General features: G+C 67.0%; 18 protein-coding genes. 11 read left to right on the top strand and 7 right to left on the bottom strand.

The features are described from left to right. The first annotated feature begins 173 nt into the window (after positions 1-173). Positions 174-1079 (top strand): TorF family putative porin, encoded by a 906-nt coding sequence (locus tag ACODTJ_RS15675; RefSeq protein ID WP_454654603.1) that lies wholly within the window; start codon positions 174-176, stop codon positions 1077-1079. Between the two features lie 69 nt (positions 1080-1148). Here ACODTJ_RS15675 and ACODTJ_RS15670 read toward each other — a convergent pair whose 3' ends face one another. From ACODTJ_RS15670 to ACODTJ_RS15655, 4 genes are read right to left on the bottom strand one after another with little or no spacing between them, the layout of a single operon-like run. Next, positions 1149-1820 carry an AroM family protein gene (locus ACODTJ_RS15670; protein WP_488849321.1) on the bottom strand — a complete coding sequence of 224 codons (672 nt, stop codon included), beginning with the start codon at positions 1818-1820 and terminating at the stop codon, positions 1149-1151. Between the two features lie 59 nt (positions 1821-1879). After that, positions 1880-3550, bottom strand: coding sequence for an OPT/YSL family transporter (locus tag ACODTJ_RS15665; protein WP_488849319.1), 1671 nt, complete (start codon positions 3548-3550; stop codon positions 1880-1882). 54 nt (positions 3551-3604) lie between these two features. Beyond that, positions 3605-7453 carry a hydantoinase B/oxoprolinase family protein gene (locus tag ACODTJ_RS15660; protein ID WP_454654598.1) on the bottom strand — a complete coding sequence of 1283 codons (3849 nt, stop codon included), beginning with the start codon at positions 7451-7453 and terminating at the stop codon, positions 3605-3607. Then, on the bottom strand, positions 7450-8235 hold the full coding sequence (locus tag ACODTJ_RS15655) for an IclR family transcriptional regulator (RefSeq protein ID WP_454654596.1): 786 nt from the start codon (positions 8233-8235) through the stop codon (positions 7450-7452). The genes ACODTJ_RS15660 and ACODTJ_RS15655 overlap by 4 nt, the downstream gene beginning before the upstream one ends. Before the next feature lie 209 nt (positions 8236-8444). On the opposite strand from ACODTJ_RS15655, the gene ACODTJ_RS15650 reads away from it, so the two are divergent. Continuing rightward, entirely contained in the window at positions 8445-9413 is a 969-nt protein-coding gene (locus tag ACODTJ_RS15650) for a hypothetical protein (RefSeq protein WP_454654594.1), read from the top strand. Between the two features lie 27 nt (positions 9414-9440). Next, on the top strand, positions 9441-10478 hold the full coding sequence (locus ACODTJ_RS15645) for a DmpA family aminopeptidase (RefSeq protein ID WP_454654593.1): 1038 nt from the start codon (positions 9441-9443) through the stop codon (positions 10476-10478). A 6-nt stretch (positions 10479-10484) separates the two neighbouring features. On the opposite strand, the gene ACODTJ_RS15640 is transcribed toward ACODTJ_RS15645, so the two are convergent. Both ACODTJ_RS15640 and ACODTJ_RS15635 read right to left on the bottom strand, forming a co-directional pair. Next, on the bottom strand, positions 10485-11750 hold the full coding sequence (locus ACODTJ_RS15640) for an aminopeptidase (protein ID WP_454654591.1): 1266 nt from the start codon (positions 11748-11750) through the stop codon (positions 10485-10487). A gap of 108 nt (positions 11751-11858) precedes the next feature. Next, positions 11859-12749 carry a GntR family transcriptional regulator gene (locus ACODTJ_RS15635; protein WP_454654589.1) on the bottom strand — a complete coding sequence of 297 codons (891 nt, stop codon included), beginning with the start codon at positions 12747-12749 and terminating at the stop codon, positions 11859-11861. Between the two features lie 84 nt (positions 12750-12833). On the opposite strand from ACODTJ_RS15635, the gene ACODTJ_RS15630 reads away from it, so the two are divergent. From ACODTJ_RS15630 to ACODTJ_RS15620, 3 genes are all read left to right on the top strand, one after another. Then, positions 12834-13976 (top strand): C45 family autoproteolytic acyltransferase/hydrolase, encoded by a 1143-nt coding sequence (locus tag ACODTJ_RS15630; RefSeq protein WP_454654588.1) that lies wholly within the window; start codon positions 12834-12836, stop codon positions 13974-13976. 42 nt (positions 13977-14018) lie between these two features. Next, complete coding sequence (locus ACODTJ_RS15625; protein WP_454654587.1) at positions 14019-15575, top strand: ABC transporter substrate-binding protein; 1557 nt, start codon at positions 14019-14021, stop codon at positions 15573-15575. An 86-nt stretch (positions 15576-15661) separates the two neighbouring features. Then, the gene (locus ACODTJ_RS15620) at positions 15662-16021 is read left to right on the top strand and encodes a hypothetical protein (protein ID WP_454654585.1); all 360 of its coding nucleotides are present in this window, start codon (positions 15662-15664) and stop codon (positions 16019-16021) included. 13 nt (positions 16022-16034) lie between these two features. Here ACODTJ_RS15620 and ACODTJ_RS15615 read toward each other — a convergent pair whose 3' ends face one another. After that, entirely contained in the window at positions 16035-16700 is a 666-nt protein-coding gene (locus ACODTJ_RS15615) for a GntR family transcriptional regulator (RefSeq protein WP_454654583.1), read from the bottom strand. Positions 16701-16891: 191 nt separating this feature from the next. Here ACODTJ_RS15615 and ACODTJ_RS15610 point away from each other — a divergent pair, with 191 nt between their 5' ends. The 5 genes from ACODTJ_RS15610 to ACODTJ_RS15590 all read left to right on the top strand — a co-directional run bounded on the left by ACODTJ_RS15610 (position 16892) and on the right by ACODTJ_RS15590 (position 22902). Further along, on the top strand, positions 16892-17776 hold the full coding sequence (locus ACODTJ_RS15610) for an alpha/beta hydrolase family protein (protein ID WP_454654582.1): 885 nt from the start codon (positions 16892-16894) through the stop codon (positions 17774-17776). Between the two features lie 29 nt (positions 17777-17805). Then, on the top strand, positions 17806-19347 hold the full coding sequence (locus ACODTJ_RS15605; protein ID WP_454654580.1) for an ABC transporter substrate-binding protein: 1542 nt from the start codon (positions 17806-17808) through the stop codon (positions 19345-19347). A 65-nt stretch (positions 19348-19412) separates the two neighbouring features. Then, on the top strand, positions 19413-20357 hold the full coding sequence (locus ACODTJ_RS15600) for an ABC transporter permease (protein WP_454654578.1): 945 nt from the start codon (positions 19413-19415) through the stop codon (positions 20355-20357). Positions 20358-20425: 68 nt separating this feature from the next. Further along, on the top strand, positions 20426-21244 hold the full coding sequence (locus ACODTJ_RS15595; protein WP_454658920.1) for an ABC transporter permease: 819 nt from the start codon (positions 20426-20428) through the stop codon (positions 21242-21244). Further along, positions 21241-22902 carry an ABC transporter ATP-binding protein gene (locus tag ACODTJ_RS15590; RefSeq protein WP_488849314.1) on the top strand — a complete coding sequence of 554 codons (1662 nt, stop codon included), beginning with the start codon at positions 21241-21243 and terminating at the stop codon, positions 22900-22902. Before ACODTJ_RS15595 ends, ACODTJ_RS15590 begins: the two co-directional genes overlap by 4 nt. Positions 22903-22948: the final 46 nt, after the last annotated feature.

The raw sequence follows: 22948 nt of genomic DNA, 5'->3' as shown, positions 1-22948 counted from the left end.
ACACATCACCGGATAATCCCGACTGCCTTTTTCGCAGGCGCGAAGGCCCTCGTTTCGGGGGCCCTTGCTTTTTGCGTGGGCGATCGGCCCAAAAGCTCGCCTTGCCGGAAAACGCGCCTCGTCCGCTTGATGGCGTGACAGCGCGATCACTGCGCGGCGAGGGGTTTTTGCAGATGCCTGATCTCTTCCGTTCCTCGATTCTGGGCTTGGCCCTGGCGGCGGGCGTCAGCGGCGCCCAGGCCTCCGACCTGCCGAGCAAGAAGGGCGCGCCGCCGGTCCCGGTCGTCCCGGCGATCACCTGGTTCGACATCGCCGTCAACGTGAAGGCCCAGACCGACTACAATTTCCGTGGAATCTCGCAAACCGACCGCAAGCCCGGCATCGGCGGCGGCGCCGAGCTGCAGGTCTACAACAACCTGTTCTATGTCGGCGTCTACGGCGCCAGCGTCGACCTCGCCACGCGGCCCGATGCCGAGATCGATTTCTACGGCGGCATCCGGCCGAAATTCGGCGATCTCGCCTTCGATTTCGGCGTGATGCAGTACTATTACCCCAGCGAGAAGCAGCTCATCGACGCCACCGGCGTGTTCTGGACCCCGAAGAACACCGACTTCACCGAAGTCTACGGCAAGGTCTCCTATACCTTCGCGGAGAGCCTGACGCTTGGCGCCAGTGCCTATTACGCCTGGGACTGGCTTGGCACCGGCGCGAGCGGCACCTATGCCTCGGTGACCGCCAAGTACAACCTGCCCTTCCTCGAAGGCCTCTCGGTCTCCGGCGAGCTCGGACATTACTGGCTCGGCACCACCAATCTCGCGATCTGGTCGACGGTGCCGGCAACCAACCTCCCGGACTACACCTACTGGAATGCCGGCGTGTCCTATAACTGGAAGAACCTCACCGCCGATCTCCGCTATCACGACACCACCCTGTCGAAGACGGAGTGTTTCGCGCTGACGGCCGATCCGCGCGGCATCACCACGGCTAGCGGGCGCTCGAAATGGTGCGGCGCGGCCGTGGTCGCCACGCTCTCCTTTGACATCACCGCAAGCAGCGTCGGCATCTTCGCGCCGAAGTGAGGCTCCTGCCCTTCGCAGACGGAAAAGGCCGCCCAAGGACGGCCTTTTCTTTTGGGACGATGCCAGCGGTCAGACGATCTCGGAGACCAGCTTGGCGATCAGGCTGTTGGAGAGGATGACCGGCAGGCCGGCTTCCGCCGCCTCGCGGCGATGCCGCTCGACGAAGCCCATGCAGTCCATCAGCAGGATCTCGGCTCCGCGCCCGGCAAGATCGCGAGCTGCTTCCGCGACCGAAGCCCCACCACCGCCATAGGGCGAGGCAGCCGCATAGAGCGGCGCTCGGCCAAGCGGCGCCCATTTCCCGGCCTCGGACGCGATCTGCTCGACCAGCGGCACGATGATGCCGAGTTGCCCCCCTTGCACCAATGCCGCCACGGTCGGCGGCAGGATGCGATCGGGCTCGATCAATCGCGCCGTCTCCGTCCTGAGGCTCTCGAAATGCCCGGTGCAGAGCATCAGGATCGTCGTGCAGCCCTCGGCCTCCAACATCGCGAGCTTGACTTGCGCCGCCGCCTCGGTGCGCGCCCGGTCGATGACGACCGCGCTGCCATCGAGCAATTTGGTGATCAGCACCGGCTTGCCGGCCTCGGCCGCGAAACCCCGTTCGATCTCGGCGCGGCTCAGGCCATCCAGCACCCCGGCATGGCGGCGCGGCAGACGCGTATCCAGCACGCCGTCGAGGATCGGCGTGATGTCGGCGCGCGGCGCCTGGCCGATGGTCAGCATGCCCAGCTTGCTCATGGCAACCCCTCTTCCGAAATGAAGGGGCCCCGGGGCGGTCGCTCCGGGGCCGGTCTCGTTCAGCGCTTCCAGAAATTCTTCGAGACGGAGTCGAAGAAGGAGAAGATCGCATCGCCCGCGATCACGCCGGCCGCGAAGACCTCCATGTCGCCCTCGCCGCTCGCGCCGCGCAGCTTCTCCCAGATGATCCGGCAGAGGATACCGGCCAGAACCGCCCAGCCCGCCATCGGGAAATTGATCAGCAGGCCGGTGGCGAAGAGCACACCGATCTGCCGCTTCGGCCCGCCGATGAACTGCAGGATCGCGCCGGGGATCGCCCAGATGAAGAGCTGCCAGGCAACACCCGGAGCCACGCCTGCCTTAATCGTCGCGGCATAGACCTTGTTCACGGGGGCGACGAGGTTCTGGTCGAAGAAGGACTGGTAGGAGACCAGCACCACCGCGCCCGCGACGACGAAGGCGAACATCGCGGCGAAAAGCTGCTGGCGGCGGCCCTCGAGTTCGAAGGCGGGGTCGGCGCCGTTGCCACGCAGCAGATAGCCAGCCTTCAGGTCATAGCCCATGTCGGCGAAGGCAGGTCCCGTCGCGGCCGAGAAGCCGACGAGCAGCGCCAGGGCCGGCATCGGGAAGCCGATGAGCATGCCGATGATCAGCGTGATCAGCGCCACCGCGAAGGCCGGGAACCAGCCGGAATGCATCGCGGCGAGGCCGACGATCAGTTCATGCACATAGGCTGCGAAGGCGGCGTAGAGCACGAACAGGATCAGCATGCCCATCGACATGTCGCTCATCAGCCCGCCGACCACCGCGATGAACACGGCGATCACGAGATAGCCGACCGTGCCGAGGCCGAGCGCCCGCTTCACCTCGACATCCGAGACACCCGCAGTCGCCTCGCCCGCCTTGGCCTCGCTGCGGCGGAACAGCAGCACCGCCACCTGAAGCAGCGCGACGAGGCCGGCGCCGATCATGAAGCCGTGCGGGATATAGGCAGCCATCAGGTCGCCCTTGGGGATAAGGGTCTCGAAGGTCGGTCCGCTGAAGAGCTGGCCGGAATAGCCGCGCAGCAACAGGCCGATGCCGAACATCGCGAGCGCCCAGATATTGCCGATGAATGCGACGCCGAAGGCCGACATCGGAATGCCGGAGACGGCGGTCGAGCCGGCGAAGCCGATCCAGGCCAGCGGAATCTTGATGAAGGGGGCGGCAACACCGGTGCCGAAGCCGATACCCATCAGCACCGCCTTGCGGCCGCCCTCGTCGCCGGCCTTGATCGCCTCGGCGGCGGCGACGCCCGGAGGCCAGGCGCCCGTCGCCGGGAAGACGCGGGAATCGAACATCCGGTAGAGCAGGTAGGCGTCGAGCAGCATCGCGAAGAAGGCGCCCGCCAGCATCGGCAGGACGAGGTCCGGCCGGCCGAGCAGCCAGGGAATGCCGACCGGCAGGAGCAGGCTGTTCGCCGCGCCGAACGTGGCCGAGGAGATCGCACTCTGGGCCAGGTTCTGGACATGGATCGAACGGTAGCGGGCGAAGATCGCGAGCGGCACGCGCGCCAGCGCCATGGCGGCGAGCGCGCCGATCAGCGAGGTGTTGGCGGTGATGCCGAGCGACACCAGAAGCTGCATGCCGATGATCGCGCCGAAGACGCAGAGCACGGCGATGAGCAGCAGCGTCGCCGGCTCGAACAGGCTGGGGTGCCGCCGAGGCACCCCCTTCGTTGGATTGGTCATGCCTCAGTCCCCTTATTGGCCCCTGTCGGGCGTGTGCGTTGTGATCCCTGTCGCTCAGGCAACCAGGATGCCGGCCTTGGCTTCGCCGACATCCTGCGTGGCATGCGCGCCCTGCACGCCGTAATCGCGCTTGGCGGCATCCGGAGAAACCAGCCCGAGCGCGATGTCGCGGGCGATCGCCTCGCGCGAGCGCTCGGAGGCCGGGCCGTAGCCGGCGCCACCGGCGAGCACGAGCTCGACGATCTCGTGCGGCTGCGTGACCTGGACGAGCTCGCCGGTGCCGACGTCCCTGAGGACATGGCCCTGCTCGTCGATGACCCGGCCGGAGGCACCACCGCCGGCCTTGCCGCCGAACAGGCCCGGGATCGGGTTGTTGACCCCTTCCGGATAGAGCGAGACCAGCGTCGGCAGCCCGTCATCGGCGAGCTTGCGCAGCCGCACGCGCTGGCCGAGGCCGCCGCGATGCTGGCCGGCGCCGCCGGAATCGGTGAGGTAGGTCTTCTCGACCACCAGCACCGGCACCCGCGATTCGAAGGTCTCGATCGAGGTGTTCGCCGCCGAGGTCGGATAGAGCAGACCCGACTTGCCATCGCCCTGGGCCGAGCCGCCCTGACCGCCGCCACAGAAGAGCATGTCCGAATACGTGTCGCCGATTGCGTCGCGGCCATAGACGCTCGCCGCCACCGGCAGGCCGGTGAAGGCCTGAACCTGCTTCGGCGCCGCCTTGGACAGCGCACGGAAGATATTCGGCGCGAGATACCAGCCCGTCCGCGTCCGCAGATTCACCGCCAGCGGCTTGTCGCAGTTCAGGATCGAGCCCTTCGGGGCCTCGACCGAGAAGGCGCGGTAACAGCCGGCATTGCCGCGCACCGACGGCGTCAGCATGCATTTCAGCGGGTAGGTCGCATGCGCCATCGTGTAGTTGAGCGTGCAGTTCAACCCGCCCTGCGGGAGCTGCGGCGGGGCTCCGGCGAAGTCGAGATGGATCGTGTCGTCCTTCACCGTCAGCGCCAGCGGATAGGTCATCGGCGTGCCCAGCGGGTTGTTCGAGACCGTGCCGTGATAGGTGCCATCAGGCAGCGCGCGGATCGCCTCGCGCATCGCCTTCTCCGAGCGGCTCTGCACGACATGGGCGAGCGCCCGGAGGTCCTGCATGCCGTAGTCGGTGAGGAAGGACTGCAACCGCTCGGCACCGATCGCATTGGCCGCGACGAAGGAGTGGAGATCGCCGAGCACCTGCTCGGAATTGCGCACGTTCTCACCGAGCAGGCGCACCAGCGTCTCGTTGATCCGGCCGGCCTCGTAGAGCTTCATCGGCGGGATCTGGAAGCCCTCCTCGTAGATCTCGCGAGCCCGGAGCGAATCCTTGGTGCCGCCAATATCCGAGACATGGCCGACCGTACCCATCAGCCCGACGACGCGGTCGCCGAGGAAGACCGGCGTGACGATCGCGATGTCGAAGAGATGGCCGGCGCAGAGCCAGGGATCGTTGGTGATCAGCACGTCGCCGGGCTTCAGCGTCTCGGCCGGATAGCGCTCCAGCAGCGCCTTGACCGCACGCGGCAGCGTCAGGTTGAACACCGGCATCGCGCGAGGCGAATGCGCCAGCGTTTCGCCTTCGGGGTCGAGCAGTTCGCAGGCGAAGTCCTGCGCTTCCGAAATCACCAGCGAGAAGGCGGTGCGGCAGACCGTCAGCCACATCTCCTCGACGACGTTGATCATCCGGCTCCACATGATCTCCAGCGAGATCGGATCGGCCTCGATCCGGCGCGCGGCCTCGGCCAGAGGCATGTCGGCGGTGATGGTGGTCTCGGCCGCACTGGCCTGGCCGACATGGATGATGAGGTTCAGGACATCGTCGATGGCGACGCTGTCGCCGGGCGGCACGATCGTGGTCGCCTCGCGCTCCTCGATGATCGCCGGGCCCTTGACGGTGTCGCCGGAACGCAGGGCATAGCGGTCATAGACCGTGGCCTCGCTCCAGCCGCCCTCGAACCAGGCCTTGCGCGTGCCCTTGATCTTGGCCGCTGCATCGCCACCGCCGGCCGCGCCGGAGAGCGAGAGGGTCGGAACCGGCCCCGCGCAGCGAACACGGAAATTGATCGCCTCCAGCCGCGCGCCCTCATAGACCGAGGTGTAGCGGGCGGAATAGGCCTTGCTGAAGGCGGCGCGGATCGCTTCGAGGCTCGCCGCATCGATGGTCCCGGCCGGCAGCGGCACGGAGATGTCGTGCATCTGGCCGACGAGGCGCATATCGGCCGTACGCTCGACCGTGACGTCGGCGGGCTTCACCCCGGCCTCGATCAGGTGCTTGCGCCCTTCCGCCTCGAGCTGGCCGAGCATGGCGTTGACGGCAGCCGCATCGAAGCCCTCGGAGAATTCGACCGGCAGCGAACGCACCATGTCGAAGGAAAGCGGCGCAGCGAGGAAGCCGAGCGCGGAAGCCGCGCCCGAGGCCGGCGGGATGATGACCTGCTTGACGCCGAGCACGCGGGCGACATCGACGGCATGCGCCGGACCGGCGCCGCCGAAGCCGACCATGGCGTAATGGCGCGGGTCCTTGCCCTTCTCGACGAGATGGACGCGGGCGGCGGCGCCCATGCTTTCGACCACGACCTTGTGGATGCCCCAGGCCGCTTCCTCGATCGAGAGGCCGAGCGGCGCAGCAACCGTCGAGACGGCCTTGCGGGCCGCCTCCAGATCAAGCGCCATGCGCCCGCCCAGGAAGAAACCGGGATCGTAATAGCCGAGCACGAGATTGGCGTCGGTCACGGTCGGCTTGGTGCCGCCCATGCCGTAGCAGGCAGGACCGGGATCGGAGCCGGCCGAATGCGGGCCGACCTTGAGCAGCCCGACCTCGTCGATCGCCGCGATCGAGCCGCCGCCGGCACCGATCTCGATCATGTCGATGACGGGCGCCTTGATCGGCAGGCCGGAGCCCTTGGCGAAGCGGTTGACGCGGCCGGCTTCGAGCATCGGCGCGATCTCGGCGCGGCCGTCCTCGATCATGCAGGCCTTGGCGGTGGTGCCGCCCATGTCGAATGAGATCACGTCCTTATGACCGGCGAGCTCGCCGAACAGCGCCGTGGCGAGGCCGCCGCCGGCCGGGCCGCTCTCGAGCAGGCGGATCGGGAAGGTGCGCGCCGTCTCAGGCGAAACGAGGCCACCGGCCGAATGCATCAGCGTCAGCGATCCCGTGAAGGAGCGGGCCGCAAGCTCGCGCTCAAGCCGCTGCAGGTAGCGCCGCATCAGAGGCTGGACATAGGCATTCGCCGCGGTGGTGACGAAGCGCTGGTATTCCCAGATCTCGGCAACGACCTCGCTCGACAGCGAAACGGTCAGCTCCGGGCAGGTCTCGCGGATGATGCGGCCGGCTTCCTGCTCATGCGCGGGGTTGCGGTAGCTGTTGAGGAAGCAGACCGCGATCGCCTCGCAGCCGGCGGCTTCCAGCTCGCGGGCGGCCTTGCGCACCGCATCCGCATCGAGCGCGGTGACCACATTGCCATCGCGGTCGATACGCTCGGCCACTTCGAGGCGGTGTTCCCGCGAGACCAGCGGATCGGGGAAGGTCAGGAACAGGTCGTAGATATCGTAGCGCTGCTCGGTCCCCATTTCGAGGATGTCGCGGAAGCCGCGCGTGGTGATGAGGCCGAGCTTCGAGCCCTTGCGCTCGATCACCGCATTGGTGACGAGCGTCGTGCCGTGGACGATGTCACCGACATCGGCCAGCGTGATCCCGGCCATCTCGGTCAGTTCACCAAGACCGATCAGCGCCGCTTCAGAGGGGTCATGCGGAGTGGTCAGGCGCTTGTGCAGCCGGACCGAACGCTCCTGCGAGTCGTAGAGGATGAAATCGGTGAAGGTGCCGCCGATGTCGAAGCCGATACGCCAACGATTGCTCATGGAGCGGTCTCCGCGATTGAGAGGTTCAAGGGGTGGAAGCGCTTGTCATGGGTCAGGGCCGCGATCTCGGCGGCACCCTCCCCGAGCGAACGGATGATGGCGATGCGTTCGGCCGGCTCGACCGTGGCGGCCGGGAAGGACAGGCAGAGCGCGACCTCGTCGCCGGTTGCGGGATCGCCGACAGCGACCGAGAGCGCGCGCACGCCGCGCACAGCTTCGTCGCGGGATTCGGCGAAACCCTCGTCGCGAACGCGCGCCAGGCGAGCTAGCAGGTCGTCCATGTCGCGCGGCGCCGTCTCGGACGGCGCGCTGAAACCCGCCGGATAAAGCGCACGAACCTCGTCATCCGGCAGACGCGCGAGCAGGGCGCGGCCGGTGCTGGAGGCAAATGCCGGAATGCGGTCGCCGATCGAGGTGACGACCCTGAGCGCATGGCGGCCGGGATGGGCGGTGACCGCGACGATATCGGTGCCACGACGGACACTGACATAGCCGGTATGGCCGATCCGGTCGGAGATGTTGCCGACCACCGCGTCGGCACGGTCGATCAGCGAAGCGGCGAAGCGATAGAGATGGCCGACCTGATTGAGCAGCAGCGAGGGTCGGTAGCGCTTGCTCTCGCCGACCGTCTCCAGCAGCCCTTCGTCGCGCATCGCCCGCAGCAGACGCGAGGCATTGCTCTTCGGCATGCCCAACAAAGTGACGAGGTCCGTCACCGTCACGTCATGGCGTGTGCTGGAAAAACAGCGAAGCACATCCACGGCCGATGACAGGATGGACATCGCGGCTTCACCCTTAAAGTTCCATTAAATGGAACTTGAGTTGCAATAATAGGAAAAATACGCGAGTTAAGGAAGATGTCAATCCTGTGACCGCGTTTTCGCTTCCGCTCGGGAACCCGGCAGGCGCCTCGACGCCGGTCCGGCTTGGCTGTATCCCGGCCTCCTTGCCGCCTCGGGCCTCGCCTGCCTGCGGTCATGGAGATCACCGGATGAGCGACAGCCTGCTGTATCTTTCGCGCGACGACGTCCGGGCGCTGGCGATCTCGCCTGACGAGGCCCGCGAGGCCGTGCTGCAGGGCTTTCGCGACCACGCCGCCGGGCTGAACCGGAGCATCCCGAAAACGGCGCTGACGCTCGGGGCCGGCCATGGCTTCCAGGCGATGACGGCGGCGTCCTCCGCACAGCAAATTGCCACGGTGAAATGGGTGGCGATGGCGCCGGTCGCGGCAGGCTCGTCCCTGCCCGCCGTCAGCGCGCTGATCTGCGTCAACGACTTTGCGACGGGCATGCCGCGCGCGATCCTCGACGGCGACGAGATCACCCTGATCCGGACAGCCGCGATCACCGCCGCCGCAGCCTCGCGCCTCGCACCGCCCACGCCGCGCACCATCGGCTTCGTCGGATGCGGATTGCAGGCCCATGCCCATCTCGCCGCCTTCCGCGCGCTCTATCCGGGCCTGACGACGGCACTGGCCATGAGCCGCAGCCGCGCCTCGGCCGAGCGCCTCGCCGAGGCCGCGCGCTCGACCGACCTTGCCGCACAGGTGCTTGATGATGCCGACGCCCTGCTGGCGCAGAGCGATATCGTCATCTCGATGGTGCCGGGCGGCCCCGGCATGGCGCCCTTCCTCAATGCGCAGCGCTTAAAGCCCGTCGCCTTCGCCGCTGCAGTCGATACCGGCCGGAGCTGGTTGCCGGAGACCCTGCCTGCCTTCGACGTGCTCGCCACCGACAGCCTCGAACAGTCGCGTGCGCCTTATGACGCCGCCGGCAATCCGGTCACGACCGTCGCCTTCGGCCATGACATGTCGGAGCTCGCGGGAGCCCCGCACCCGACAGCACCGGCCGGCCGCTCCTTCTTCTGCTTCCGCGGCGTGGCGCTGGCCGATCTCGCGCTCGCCCATCTCGCCGTCGAAAAAGCCCGCGCACAGGGGCTCGGCACGAGCCTGCCGCGCTGACCCGGCCTAACTTTATCGGACCACGCCATGACCCAGCGCCTTCGCGACTTCGGCCTCATCTGCGGCATCCTGCAGACCGGCCCATTCAACGCGATCACCGACGTGCCCGGCGTCAAGCTCGGCCATTACACCTTGAACGAGGGCGATCTGCGGACCGGCTTCACGGCGCTTCTGCCGCATGACGGCAACCTGTTTCGCCGGAAGGTCCGCGCCGCGGTCGATGTCATCAACGGCTTCGGCAAAAGCGCCGGGCTGATGCAGCTCGCCGAGCTCGGTCAGATCGAGACCCCCCTGCTGCTCGGCAATACCCTGAGCGTCGGCACCGGTTTCGATGCACTGGTGACGCGCGCGCTCGCTGATAATCCCGACATCGGTCGGCAGACCGGGACGGTCAATCCAGTCGTGCTCGAATGCAATGACGGCTATCTCTCCGACATCCGCGCTCGCGCGCTGACGCAGGCCCACGCCTTCGCCGCGCTCGACGCCGCCGCTTCCGGCCCCGTCGCGGAAGGCGCGGTCGGCGCCGGCACCGGCATGAGCGCCTTCGGCTTCAAGGGCGGCATCGGTACGGCCTCGCGCCGCTTCACGCTCGACGGCGCCGATCACACGCTCGGCCTGCTCGCGCTCGCCAATTTCGGCAATGCCGGCGACCTCGTCCTGCCCGATGGCCGCCGCCCGGCTCCGCCCGAGGCGAAGCCGCAGAGCGAGCGTGGCTCGGTCATACTCGTCATCGCGACCGACGTGCCGCTGGAATCGCGGCAGCTTCAGCGCATCGCGCGACGCGGCGGCGCCGGCCTCGCCCGACTCGGCGCCTTCTGGGGCAATGGCAGCGGCGACATCGCCGTCGCCTTCACCACGGCGGATCCGATCGACCACGATCAGCCTGATGATCTCGTGCCGCTGCGCGCCCTCAACGAGAACCGCATCGACACGCTCTTCCGCGCCGCTGCCGAGGCGACGCAGGAAGCCGTGCTCAACGCGATGGTCGCCGCGCCCGCCACGACCGGGCGCGACGGACATCACCGCCCATCGCTGGGGGATTGGCCCCGGGCGAACGCGGGCTGAGGCCGCTCAGGCCCACTCGCCCTTGCGGAACACCGGTACGCGCCGGCCGTCCTCATGGACGCCGTCGATATCGACCTTGCCGGAGCCGATCATCCAGTCGATATGGATCAGGCTCTTGTTGCCGCCCTGCGCCGCGATCTGGTCCGGCGTCAGGTTGGCGCCGTCGACGAAGCATTTCGAATAGCACTGTCCGAGCGCGATATGGCAGGACGCGTTCTCGTCGAAGAGCGTGTTGTAGAACAGGATGCCGCTCTTCGAGATCGGCGAGGAATTCGGCACCAGCGCGACCTCGCCGAGCCGGCGCGCGCCCTCGTCGGTATCCAGCACCTTGTTCAGCACCGCCTCGCCGCGCGACGCCTTGGCCTCGACGATCCGCCCGCCCTCGAAGCGCACCTGGATCTCGTCGATCAGCGAGCCCTGATAGGAGAGCGGCTTGGTGCTGGAGACGTGGCCTTCGACCCGGCGCGCATGCGGCGTGGTGAAAACCTCCTCGGTCGGGATGTTCGGGTTGCAGACGATGCCGTTCTTGGCCGGCGAGGCACCGCCCTGCCAGTCATGGCCATCGGCGAGCCCCACGGTAAGATCGGTGCCGGGCCCGGTGAAATGCAGCGAGGCGAAGCGCTGGCCGTTCAGCCAGTCGCGCCGTGCCCGCAGCGCCGCATTATGAGCAGACCAGGCCGCGACCGGGTCGGCCTGATCGATGCGCGAGGCCGAAAAGATCGCCTCCGCCAGCTTGCCGACTGCCACTTCCTCGGCGTCATCCGGGAAGACCTGCCTGGCCCAGGCTGCGCTCGGATAGGCAAGGATGTTCCAGTTGATGTCGAAGCCGGCGATCTTCTCCAGCGCCGGCTGATAGGCCAGGGAGTTCGCCTTGCTGGCGCGGCCGACCTTGGCCGGGTCCTCGTTCGCCAGCAGCATGGGGTTGTCGCCGACGATGGCGAGCCGGGCGGTATTGGCGGAAAAGGCTTCGGCGACGCCCTTGTAGAGCCAGGCCGGCGCCTTGTCGAAGCTCGCATCCGGCGCATAACGATAGCGCGCGAGTGTCACCTCCTCGTCGGCCAGCATCGGCGTCACGATGCCGGCGCCGGCCTTGTAGGCATGCGCGGCGATCAGCCGGACCAGCGGCAGTGCCGCGACCGGCGCGGTCAGGAACAGGTCCTGCCCCGGCTGGAGATTGAGGCCGACGCGGATGGCGACCTCGGCCAGTTTGTCGAGCTTGGCGGGATCGATGGCAGAGGGGCGCTGATCTTGGGGGCGCTGGTGAACAGTCATGACACTCGACCTGTCGGATTCGGGATAGCGGCCATTGCTGGCCCAAATCGCCGCCGGGTCAACCACCGCGACGGCAGGACAGCCATCCGATGACCGGCCGTCGGCCCTTCAGCCGCCCGCCTTCTCCACCTTGGTTGTCCGCCTGAGCTTGCTCGCCCGCAGCAGGTGGCTGCGCATCAGCGCCGAGGCGACCTCGTTCTCGCTCGCCTCCAGATGGTCGAGCATGGCCATATGCTCGGCGCAGTTCACCCGCACGCGCTCCATGCCCTGGTCCCAGTCATAGTTCGACAGGCGCCGGAGCTGGTTCTGGCGCCGCATCGCCGAATGGAAGAAGCGGTTGCCGGTCGCCGCCGCGAGCCCCTCGTGGAAATCGGCATTCATCTCGTAGAAGGCGATGCTGGACGATTCCCGCCAGGGCCGCTCCAGTGCCTCACCATGCCGCGCCCGCATCTCGGCGATCCAGCCGGGATCGAGCTGGAAACCGGGCTCGAGCATCGCCATCGGCTCGATCAGCAGGCGGAAGCGATAGCTCTCGTCGCGCAGGCGCTGGTCGCGCGGCTCGTGCAGGAAGCGCCAGCCATAGCCCGGCTTGCGCTCGACCATGTCGAGATCGGCCAGCCGCGCCAGCAGCTTCTGCGCCTCGGGCCGGCCGAGCTCGTAGCGCCGCATCACCTCGAGCTCCGACACTTCGTCCGGCAGCAAGCCGTTCTCGCGCTCGCGCGCCAGCCTCACCATGGCGAGGTCCAATGTCTCCGGCGGGCGGGCACTCTCGTTCGCCGCCGGGAGCTGGATCAGCTCGATGCCCTTGTTGAGATGCCGGCGCACCACGCCCTGCTCGGCAAGATGATCCAGCGCGGCACGCACGGGTGTGCGCGACACGCCGAGCCGCTTCGCCGTGGCGTTCTCGTTGAGCCAGGCACCGGCCGCCAGTGCGTCGTCGCGCACGAGCTGCAGGATGCGTTCGGCGATCTCCTGTTGCAGCCGGGTCGGCGCCGCCATCGGGAAAGGCCCTTGATTGTTTTAGTTGATAATGAAATACACTACAGCACGATCTCCTGTCAGCATACCGGAAAGATATGCGCCATGGTCCAGCCCTGCCCCTTCGTCGATGTATCCGGCACCCCTTATGAGCGTGGCCGCCAGCACGGCGCGGCCGTGCCGCAGCGCGTCAAGCGCTCGATCGAGCTCTATGGCGGCCAGCTCGGCGAGCTCGGCTACGACGCCAAGGCCAAGTCGGTACTGATCGCCGAGTTCGCGAAGGAGATCGAGGCTTTCGGCGCGCATTACATCGAGGAGATGCGCGGCATCGCCGACGGCGCCGGCGTCGCGCTCGAAGACATCGTCATGGTCAATGCCCGCACCGAGGTCATCGCCAAGGCGCGCCTCGTCAAGAACAAGCCGATCGAGGCCCAGGAGGAGCTCGACGACGGCTGCACCGGCGCGATCATTCTGCCGGAGCGCAGCGCCTCGGGCGAACTGATCCACGGCCAGAACTGGGACTGGAAGGCCGAATGCGCGGAGACCGCGATCGTGCTGCGCGTGCGCCGCACCGACGGCCCGGACTTCCTGACCTTCGTCGAGGCCGGCGGCCTCGCTCGCTGCGGCATGAACGCGGCCGGCATCTCGATCACCGCCAATTACCTCGAATCCGAGCGTGACTTCACGCAGGCCGGCGTACCGCTCGCCCTGATCCGCCGCAAGGTACTGGAGCAGGAGCATCTCGCCTTCGCCATCAAGGCGGTGGCGACGACGCCGAAGGCCTGCTCGAACAACATGATGCTCTCGACCGTGAAGGGTTTTGGCATCGACTTCGAATGCGCCCCGGACGAGGCCTTCCCGCTCTATCCGCAGGACGGCATGATCGTGCACGCCAATCACTGGGTCGGCCAGATCGCCCTGACCAAGATCAAGGACACCGGCATCCCGCGCGTGCCGGAGAGCTTCTATCGCGACTGGCGCGTCCGCAAGCTGCTCGACGAGGCCGGCCGCAAGCTGACCGTCGACGACCTCAAGCAGGCCTTCTTCGACGATTTCCTCTCGCCCTATTCGGTCTGCCGCCCGGCCCGCCCGAACGAGCAGGGCAACCTCTCGGCCACGGTCGCCATGGTGGTCATGCAGCCGGCGAAGGGGATCATGGAAGTCGCGCCGCTGCCGGCCCAGAACCGCGTCTTCACCCGCTACAGCCTGACCGAGGAGCCCGTGCTGCTCGCCGAAGCGGCCGAATAATCCGGTCACACCGCGTCACAACCGAAAAAACAACAGGGGAACATGATGCGCCGAACCACCACCACCGCCCTCGCCGCCGCGCTGCTGTGCGGCGGCCTCGCCCCGGCCGCCGGGGCGAGCACGCTCAAGATCCAGCTGCGTGCCGACATCCGCTCGATCAATCCGGGCGTCAACCGCGACGCCAATACCGATGGCGTCGTCGTCCAGATGGTCGAGGGCCTCGTCGCCTATGGCGAGGACGCCCTGCCGAAGCCGCTGCTGGCCGAGAAGATCGACATCTCCGCGGACGGCAAGAGCTACAGCTTCACGCTCCGCCAGGGCGTGAAGTTCCATAACGGCGCGCCGCTGACCGCGGCCGACGTCATGTGGAGCTGGAACCGCTACATGGACCCGAAGACCGACTGGCGCTGCCTCTCGGAATTCGACGGCCGCGGCCAGGTCAAGGTCGAGAAGATCTCGGCACCGAACGACAAGACCGTCGTCTTCGACCTGGACAAGCCGAGCGCGCTCTTCCTCTCGGCGCTCGCCCGCACCGATTGCGCCATGACCGGCATCCTCCACAAGGACTCGGTCAAGGCCGACGGCTCCTTCGACAAGCCGATCGGCACCGGCCCGTTCAAGTTCGCGGAATGGAAGCGCGGCGAGTACATCAAGCTGGATCGCTTCGCCGACTACGCCTCGCTGCCCGGCAAGGTCGACGGCCTGACCGGCGCCAAGAAACCGCTGGTCGACGAGGTCCGCTTCCTCGTCATTCCCGACAACGCGACCGCCAAGGCCGCCCTGCTGAAGGGCGATATCGATATCGTCCCGGACATCGCCAATACCGACATCGCCGAGCTCAAGAAGAACGATAAGGTCAAGACCTCCGTCGTCACCAGCATGGGTCTCGTCGGCCTGATCATCCAGACCCGCGACCCGCTGCTGCAGAACGTCAAGCTGCGCCAGGCCATGGCCGCGGCGATCGACTCCAAGGAGCTGGTCGGCGCCGTCACCGACGGCATCGGCTCGCCCAACAATTCGATCGTGCCGGCGCTCTCCGCCTATTACGGCCCGGTCCAGAAGCAGGGCTGGAAACACGACCCCGCCGCCGCCAAGAAGCTCCTCGCGGAGGCCGGCTACAAGGGCGAGAAGATCGTGATGCTCGCCAACAAGCGCTATCCCGAAAGCTTCGACGCCGCCGTCGTCGCCCAGCAGATGCTGCAGGCCGTCGGCTTCAACATCGAGATCGAGGTGCTGGAATGGGCGACGCAGCTCGACCGCTACAGCAAGGGCAACTACACGATCCAGGCCTTCCCCTATTCGGGCCGCATGGACCCTGCGCTGAGCTACGAGTCGATGACCGGCCCGAAGGACAAGCAGCCGCGCAAGCTCTGGGACAATCCGGAGGTTCAGGCCCTGCTCGACAAGTCCATGGTCGTGAACGACAAGGCCGAGCGCCAGAAGATCTTCGACGAACTGCACAAGCGCTTCATCGCCGAGGTGCCGATGGTGATGCTCTATAACGGCATCGTCGGCGGTGCCATGGGCGCCAAGACCAAGGGCTATGTCTCGACGCTGAGCTCGCTGCCCCGCGCCTGGGAAGTCAGCACCGGCCCGTAAGGCCACCACCTCGCCTTTCGCGACCTCCGACAGCGCGGCATGCCCCATGGGGCATGCCCGGACGACAAGACAACGAGGGAACGGGAATGATCCGCTTTTCGGCCTCTGTGCTGACGCTCGCGCTTCTTACCGGCGCAGTTCAGGCACAGACCATCAATGTCGCGCTCAATGCCGACATCCGCTCGACCAATCCGGGCGTCAAGCTGCCCTCCAAGGTCTGGGACAATCGCGAGGCCGATGCCCTCATCGAGAAGGCGACGCTGGTCGGTGACGAGGCCGAGCGCGGCAAGATCTTCGACCAACTCCATGTGACGATGCTGGCCGATGCGCCGCTGATCTTCCTCTACAACCAGGTCGACACGGCCGTCGTCTCGAAGCGCCTCCAGGGCTTTGCCCCGTGGGTCGCCTCCAGGCCGCGCCTCTGGGAGGTCGCCGTCGCCAAATGAGGGTGGCGGCCGTTCAGCCCGGCTCGATCGGCGCCGGGCCGACGGGCGCGCCCTTGATGATATGGGTCGCGATCAGGGCCGCCAGCCGCCCCGCATCGCGCGCCTTCAGGGCCGCCATCATCTCGAAATGCTCGCGGTCGCTCTTCTGGAGCAGTTCATGCGAGCTCCACACCGTGATCTGCGAACCGCGCCCGCGGTCGCGCAGGCCCCAGATCATCTCCTCCAGCACAGCATTGCCGCAGAAGGAATACATGAATTGATGGAAGGCGCGGTTGATCTCGCTCTGCTCGGTCCGGCTGCCGGTCGTGACCGCCGCGGAGAACTGTGCCGCCATCGCGTCCAGCCGTGCGATCGCAGCGTCGTCGATCCGCGCGACGATGCCTTCGGCCGTCGCCCGCTCCAGGATGATGCGCGTCGCGATGATCTCCTCATAGGTCTTCAGGTCGACCTCGGCGACGCGATAGCCCCGGTTCGGGACATGTTCGATCGTCTTGCGCACGGCGAGTTCGTCGAGCGCGCTGCGCACGTCGAAGCGGGTCGCCTGGAAGCGCTCCTCGAGATCGATCTGGCGCAGCCACTCGCCCGGCCTGAACGCGCGCAGACGGATCGCCTGCGCGATCTCGTTGGCGAGCATGGCGCGCCGCGTGCTGGTGTTCTTGCGTTTCCGCTCGGACGTCATGGCAGGCTCTCTAAAGCATTTTCGAGCGGGTTGGACACCGGTTCGCGTGAAGAACCGAAGGTCCGCGTCAGCGAACATGCGGCGAACCAACGCTCTAGCAGGATTCGCGCGACACGGAAGAAGTTGGTTGCGAAGACAACCATATCATGCAACATAATTGGCGCCAATAATTTCGCCATAGGAGAGAGCCCGTGAACGCCGTGGCAGAACAGACCGCCAAGCCCGATGCCGAGGCGGCCGCCCGCGCCAAGGCGCTCTACGAGTACGGCCCGACCTCGATCTATTCCTCGAAGCACGATCCGCGCTTCCCCTATTGCCTCTATGTCCCGCCGAGCCTGGGCCAGGGCGGCGAGAAGCCGGAGCTGATCGTCGCCATGCACGGCACCGGCCGCGGCTTCACCGGCTATCGCGACGCCTTCTCGGCCTTCGCCCGCTGGAACAACTGCATCATCCTGGCGCCGCTCTTCCCGATCGGCGTGATGGGCGACGGCTATCGCGACGGTTTCAAGTACATGCGCGAGGGCAACCTCCGTTACGACCATGTCCTGCTCGCCATCGTCGAGGAGGTCTCCGAGCGCTACGGCATCGCCTTCGATCGCTTCGGCCTGTTCGGTTATTCCGGCGGCGGCCATTTCGCCCACCGCTTCCTGATGCTGCAGCCGAACAAGCTCTGGGGCGTCTCGATCGGCGCGCCGGGCTCGGTCACCCTGCTCGATCCCAGCCGCGACTGGTGGGTCGGCACGCGCAACTTCGCCGAACTCTTTGGCCAGGAGCTCGACATTCCCGCGATGAAGCAGGTCGCGGTGCAGATGGTCGTCGGCGCCGCCGATCTGGAGACCTGGGAGATCACCCACAAGCCGGGCGGCCGCAACTGGATGCCCGACGCCAACCATGCCGGCACCAACCGGCCGGAGCGGCTGGCGAGCCTGCGCGACAATTTCGCCGCGCACGGCATCGCCGCCCGCTTCGACCTCGTGCCGAACACGCCGCATGACGGCGTCAAGGTCGTGCCGGTCGTCGAGGATTTCTTCGCCGGCGAGCTTCGCCGCATCCGCGCCGCCCGCAAGGCCGGCTAAGCGATCACAAGAACAACAGGGGAAACATCATGAAGCGCTTCCTTGTCTCCGCCGCTGCGCTGGCCCTTTCGGCCGGCGCCCTGCAGGCCCAGACGCTGACCGCCGTGCTCAACGCCGACATCCGCTCGACCAATCCGGGCGTGAACCGCGACGGCAACACCGATTCCGTCGTGCTGCACATGGTCGAGGGCCTCGTCGGTTATGCCGAGGACGGCTCGGTCGGCCCGCTGCTGGCCGAAAAGGTCGAGATCTCGCCAGATGGCAAGACCTACACCTTTCGCCTGCGCAAGGGCGTGAAGTTCCATAACGGCGCGACCATGACCTCGGCCGACGTGCTGTGGAGCTGGACCCGCTACATGGACCCGAAGACCGACTGGCGTTGCTTGTCGGATTTCGACGGCCGCAACGGCCTCAAGGTCGAGAAGACCTCGGCTCCCGATGCCGACACCGTCGTGATGGAGATCAACGAGCCGAACGGCCTCTTCCTCGACTCGCTCGCCCGCGCCGATTGCGGCGGCACCGCCGTGATCCATAAGGACTCGGTCAAGGCCGATGGCAGCTGGGACAAACCGATCGGCACCGGCCCCTTCATGCTCGGCGAGTGGAAGCGCGCCCAGTCGGTCCAGCTCCTTGCCTTCGACCAGTATGTCTCACCCAAGGGCGACAAGCGCGACGGCTATATCGGCTCGAAGCGCCCGCTGGTGAAGGAAGCCCGCTTCATGGTCATCCCCGACGCGGCGACGGTGAAGGCCGGCCTCCTCGCCGGCTCGCTCGACATGGCGCTGATGCCGGAATCGGACGTGCCCGACCTCAAGAAGGCCGCGAACCTGACGCTCGCCATCGCGCCGAACCCGGTCCGGCACAGCCTGATCATCCAGACGCGCGATCCCGTCATGAAGAACCAGGCGCTGCGCCAGGCGATCGCCGCCGCGATCGATTTCCCCGAGCTCGTCGCCAACGTCACCAACGGCCTCGGCAAGCCCAACAACTCGCCGGTCTACACGACCTCCAAGTATTACGGCGAGGCCGAGAAGCAGGGCTTCAAATACGACCCCGCCGCCGCCAAGGCGCTGCTGCAGAAGGCCGGCTACAAGGGCGAGAAGATCGTGATCCTCGCCAACAAGCGCTCCTCGGTGCCGAGCTTCAACACCGCTGTCATCGCTCAGGCGATGATGCAGGCGGCCGGCATCAATGCCGAGATCGAGGTCCTTGAATGGGCGACGCAGCTGGATCGCTATAACAAGGGCAACTACCAGATGCAGTCCTTCTCCTATTCGAGCCGCTTCGACCCCGCGCTCGGGTTCGAGCAGATCGCCGGCCCGAAGGACAAGCAGCCGCGCAAGATCTGGGAGGAGCCGGAGGCGCTCGCCCTGATCCAGAAGTCGATGGTGGTCACCGACACCGCTGAGCGCCAGAAGATCTTCGACGACCTGCACAAGCGCTTCATCAACGAGGTCCCGACCATCTTCACCCATAACGACCTCGATATCGTCGCCCATTCCAAGAAGGTCAGCGGCGTGACGCCCTGGGCGTCGCAGCTGCGCCTTTGGGAGGTCAGCGTCTCGAAGTGAGGCGTGTTCCGGCTTCGCCTCACGGCGGGGCCGGTTTTTGTTCCTGAGGCTTGGGAGGGCCTTTGATGTTTCGGTTTGCGCTGACGCGGATCGCGATGGCCTTGCCGACGCTGCTGATCGTTGCGGTGTCGGTGTTTGTCCTGATCCGGTTGATTCCGGGCGATCCGGCCCAGTTGATGCTGGGTGACCTGGCGACGCCCGCGAGCCTGGCCGACCTGCGCGCGCGTCTGGGTCTCGACCAGTCGCTGCCGGTGCAGTTCGGCATCTGGATCGGCAATGTCGTGAGCGGCGATTTCGGCCAGTCGATCTCGTCGCAGCAGGCGGTGCTGCCGCTGATCCTGCAGCGCTTCTGGGTCTCGGCCCAGATCGTGCTGGTCGCGGTGCTGCTGGCGAGCTGCGTCGCGGTGCCGGCCGGCGTCATCGCCGCCTGGAAGCAGGATTCCGCGCTCGACCTCAGCCTCGTCGCGACTGCGACGCTCCTGCTCTCGATCCCGACCTTCTGGCTGGGTCTCCTGCTGCTGCTGTTCTTCGGGCTCAAGCTCGAATGGCTGCCGGTGGTCGGCTATGTCTCGATCGCGGAGAACCCCTGGGCCGGCATCCTCTATCTGGTCATGCCGATCCTGACGCTGTTCCTGCACGAGATCGGCGTGATCCTGCGCATGGCGCGGGCCTCAACGCTGGAAGTGCTCCGGCTCGACTACATCACCCATGCCCGCGCCAAGGGCCTGTCGGAGGGCGCCGTGCTCTGGCGCCACGCCTTCAAGAACGCCTTCGGCCCGACCTGGACGCTGATCGGCCTCGTGCTCGGCAACCTGCTCGGCGGCATCGCGGTCGTGGAAACGGTCTTCACCATCCCCGGCCTGGGCCGCCTGCTGGTCGATGCGATCTTCGCCCGCGACTATCCGGTCATCCAGGGCTGCATGCTCTTCGTCGCCTTCACCTATGTCCTGGTGAACCTCGTCATCGACCTCTGCTACCCAGTCTTCGATCCAAGGGTGACCGCCCAATGAGCAGCGACGGCACCATGACCAGCAACAGCACCCCGAGCACCGGCGCCTCCGTGAAGAAGGCCCGCCGCATGAAGCTCCCCGCCCCCAATGCGATCGTCGGCGGCACGCTGATCGGCATCCTGCTCGTGACAGCCTGCATCGGCGCGCTCTGGACGCCCTATGATCCGCTCAAGCTCTCCTTCCGCGAGAAGCTGGCGGCGCCCAGCGCGCTGCACTGGCTCGGCACCGACGAGTTCGGCCGCGACGTGCTCTCGCGCCTGATGGCGGGCGCCGCAACCTCGGTCTGGATCTCGATCCTGACGGTGACGCTCGCCGTCATCGCGGGCACCACGATCGGCCTGTTCTCCGGCTATATGCGCGGCTGGACCGACCGCATCATCATGGCCTTCAACGACGCGCTGCTGGCCTTCCCCGGCATCCTGCTGGCGCTCGGCCTGCTCGCGGTGGTCGGCGCCAACAAATACGGCATCATCGTCGCGCTCGGCATCGCCTACACGCCGTCGGTCGCCCGCGTCGTGCGCGGCACGGTGCTCTCTCTGCGCGAGCGCGAGTTCATCGCCGCCTCGCGCGTGATGGGCAACTCCGAGGGCTTCACCATGGCCCGCCACATCCTGCCGAACTGCATCGCGCCGCTGACCGTGCTGGCGACCTCGATGTTCGGCTATGTGCTCCTGGCCGAGAGCGCGCTCTCCTTCCTCGGTCTCGGCGTGCCGCCGCCGGCCCCGACCTGGGGCAACATGCTCGCCGGTTCCAGGCCCTATATCGGCCAGGCCGTCTGGCTCGGCATCTTCCCGGGCCTGTGCATCTCGCTGACCCTGCTCGGCATCAACCTGCTCGGCGACGCCGTGCGCGACCGGCTCGACCCGCGGATGAGGGGCTCGCGATGACCAAGATAGCGCCTCTCCTCGATGTCTCCGGTCTCACGCTGAAGATCGGCGGCTCCGGCCGGACCGTGGTCAACGACGTCTCCTTCCAGGTCTATCCCGGCGAGATCGTCGGCATCGTCGGCGAATCCGGCTCAGGGAAAACGCTCGCGGCCCGTACCGTGATGGGCTTCATCCCGCCGGCGGTGCGGCTCGACGGCGGCACGATCCGCTTCGACGGCCAGGACGTCATGGCGATGAGCCCGAAGGACCTGCGCGCCATGCGCGGCTCCAAGGTCGGCATGGTCTTCCAGGAGCCGATGACCTCGCTCAACCCCTCGATGCTGATCGGGCGCCAGCTCGACGAGGGGCTGGCGCTGCACCGCAAGCTCGATGCAGGCCAGCGCCGGGCGCTGATCCTCGACATGCTCAGGAGCGTGGGCCTGCGCGATCCGGAAGGCGCGCTCACCGCCTATCCGCACCAGTTCTCCGGCGGCATGCGCCAGCGCATCATGCTGGCCTCGGTGATGTTGCTGAAGCCGGCTTTGCTGCTGGCGGACGAGCCGACCACCGCACTCGACGCCGTCGTCCAGCGCGACGTCATGGAGCTGATGGTCGAGCTGACCCAGGCCAACGACACTGCCGTGCTGCTGATCTCGCATGATCTCGGCATGGTCGCGCGCTATTGCAGCCGCATCGTCGTGATGTGCCAGGGCGACGTGGTCGAGCAGGGCCTGAGCGACGACATCCTGGCCCGGCCGCGGCACCCCTATACCCGCAAGCTGCTCTCGGCGATGCCGCACCGACTGCCGGCGCGGCTGGTCCCGGAGGCGAAGACGCCGATCGTCGCGGTCCGCGACCTCGTCGTCGAATATCCCGGCCGGCAGGGCTTCTTCCGCAAGGGTGAGGCGAAGCGCGCCCTGCACGGCATCAGCCTCGACGTTCAGCCGGGCGAGGTCGTCGCGGTGGTCGGCGGCTCGGGCTCGGGCAAGACCACGCTCGGCCAGTCGATCGCGGGCCTCGTCAAGCCGGCCGGCGGCGAGATCCGCTTCAACGGCAAGCCGATCGCCAAGAGCGAGACAGCCTACTGGGACTACCGGCTGAACTGCCAGATGGTCTTCCAGGACCCCTACTCCTCGCTCGATCCGCGCATGACCATAGGGCAGCTCGTGGCGGAACCGCTCAGGCTCGTCCCCGACATGAGCCCGGCCGACCGCAAGGCGCGCGTCGCGGAGGTGCTCACCGAAGTGGGCTTAAGCGACGGCTTCGCCGAGCGCTATCCGCACGAGCTCTCGGGCGGGCAGCGCCAGCGCATCGCGATCGCCCGCGCGATCGTGCGCCGGCCGAGCTTCGTCATCGCCGACGAGCCGGTCTCGGCGCTCGACGTCACGGTGCGGGCGCAGGTGCTCGAGCTCTTCGACGAACTCCAGAAGAAGCACGGCTTCTCCTGCCTGTTCATCAGCCACGATCTCGGCGTGGTCGAGCAGGTCGCCGACCGCGTCATCGTCATGCAGGACGGCAAGATCGTCGAGGAAGGACCACGCGACGACATCTTCGACAACCCAAAACACCCCTACACACAGAAACTCCTCGCAGCCGTCCCAGGACTGGAAAGCACAAGCGAGGGTGGGGTGAGGCTCTTCTGGAGACGAACCGAAAACGACAAGGCGATCGTCGGCTGAGAGGCGAAACAAAGAGGCCCGGAACCCATCCTCGGCGGCGGCACAG

The organism is Allobosea sp. FG18 (assembly GCF_057809495.1).
The sequence above is the reverse complement of the archived record's forward strand: the minus strand, read 5'-3'. Positions and strand labels throughout refer to the sequence as shown.

What these genes read in the sequence shown, in the direction of transcription:
- ACODTJ_RS15675 (WP_454654603.1), top strand. Translation starts at nt 174, where the DNA reads ATGCCTGATCTCTTCCGTTCCTCGATTCTGGGCTTGGCCCTGGCGGCG.
- ACODTJ_RS15670 (WP_488849321.1), bottom strand. Translation starts at nt 1,820, where the DNA reads ATGAGCAAGCTGGGCATGCTGACCATCGGCCAGGCGCCGCGCGCCGAC.
- ACODTJ_RS15665 (WP_488849319.1), bottom strand. Translation starts at nt 3,550, where the DNA reads ATGACCAATCCAACGAAGGGGGTGCCTCGGCGGCACCCCAGCCTGTTC.
- ACODTJ_RS15660 (WP_454654598.1), bottom strand. Translation starts at nt 7,453, where the DNA reads ATGAGCAATCGTTGGCGTATCGGCTTCGACATCGGCGGCACCTTCACC.
- ACODTJ_RS15655 (WP_454654596.1), bottom strand. Translation starts at nt 8,235, where the DNA reads ATGTCCATCCTGTCATCGGCCGTGGATGTGCTTCGCTGTTTTTCCAGC.
- ACODTJ_RS15650 (WP_454654594.1), top strand. Translation starts at nt 8,445, where the DNA reads ATGAGCGACAGCCTGCTGTATCTTTCGCGCGACGACGTCCGGGCGCTG.
- ACODTJ_RS15645 (WP_454654593.1), top strand. Translation starts at nt 9,441, where the DNA reads ATGACCCAGCGCCTTCGCGACTTCGGCCTCATCTGCGGCATCCTGCAG.
- ACODTJ_RS15640 (WP_454654591.1), bottom strand. Translation starts at nt 11,750, where the DNA reads ATGACTGTTCACCAGCGCCCCCAAGATCAGCGCCCCTCTGCCATCGAT.
- ACODTJ_RS15635 (WP_454654589.1), bottom strand. Translation starts at nt 12,749, where the DNA reads ATGGCGGCGCCGACCCGGCTGCAACAGGAGATCGCCGAACGCATCCTG.
- ACODTJ_RS15630 (WP_454654588.1), top strand. Translation starts at nt 12,834, where the DNA reads ATGGTCCAGCCCTGCCCCTTCGTCGATGTATCCGGCACCCCTTATGAG.
- ACODTJ_RS15625 (WP_454654587.1), top strand. Translation starts at nt 14,019, where the DNA reads ATGATGCGCCGAACCACCACCACCGCCCTCGCCGCCGCGCTGCTGTGC.
- ACODTJ_RS15620 (WP_454654585.1), top strand. Translation starts at nt 15,662, where the DNA reads ATGATCCGCTTTTCGGCCTCTGTGCTGACGCTCGCGCTTCTTACCGGC.
- ACODTJ_RS15615 (WP_454654583.1), bottom strand. Translation starts at nt 16,700, where the DNA reads ATGACGTCCGAGCGGAAACGCAAGAACACCAGCACGCGGCGCGCCATG.
- ACODTJ_RS15605 (WP_454654580.1), top strand. Translation starts at nt 17,806, where the DNA reads ATGAAGCGCTTCCTTGTCTCCGCCGCTGCGCTGGCCCTTTCGGCCGGC.
- ACODTJ_RS15600 (WP_454654578.1), top strand. Translation starts at nt 19,413, where the DNA reads ATGTTTCGGTTTGCGCTGACGCGGATCGCGATGGCCTTGCCGACGCTG.
- ACODTJ_RS15595 (WP_454658920.1), top strand. Translation starts at nt 20,426, where the DNA reads ATGAAGCTCCCCGCCCCCAATGCGATCGTCGGCGGCACGCTGATCGGC.
- ACODTJ_RS15590 (WP_488849314.1), top strand. Translation starts at nt 21,241, where the DNA reads ATGACCAAGATAGCGCCTCTCCTCGATGTCTCCGGTCTCACGCTGAAG.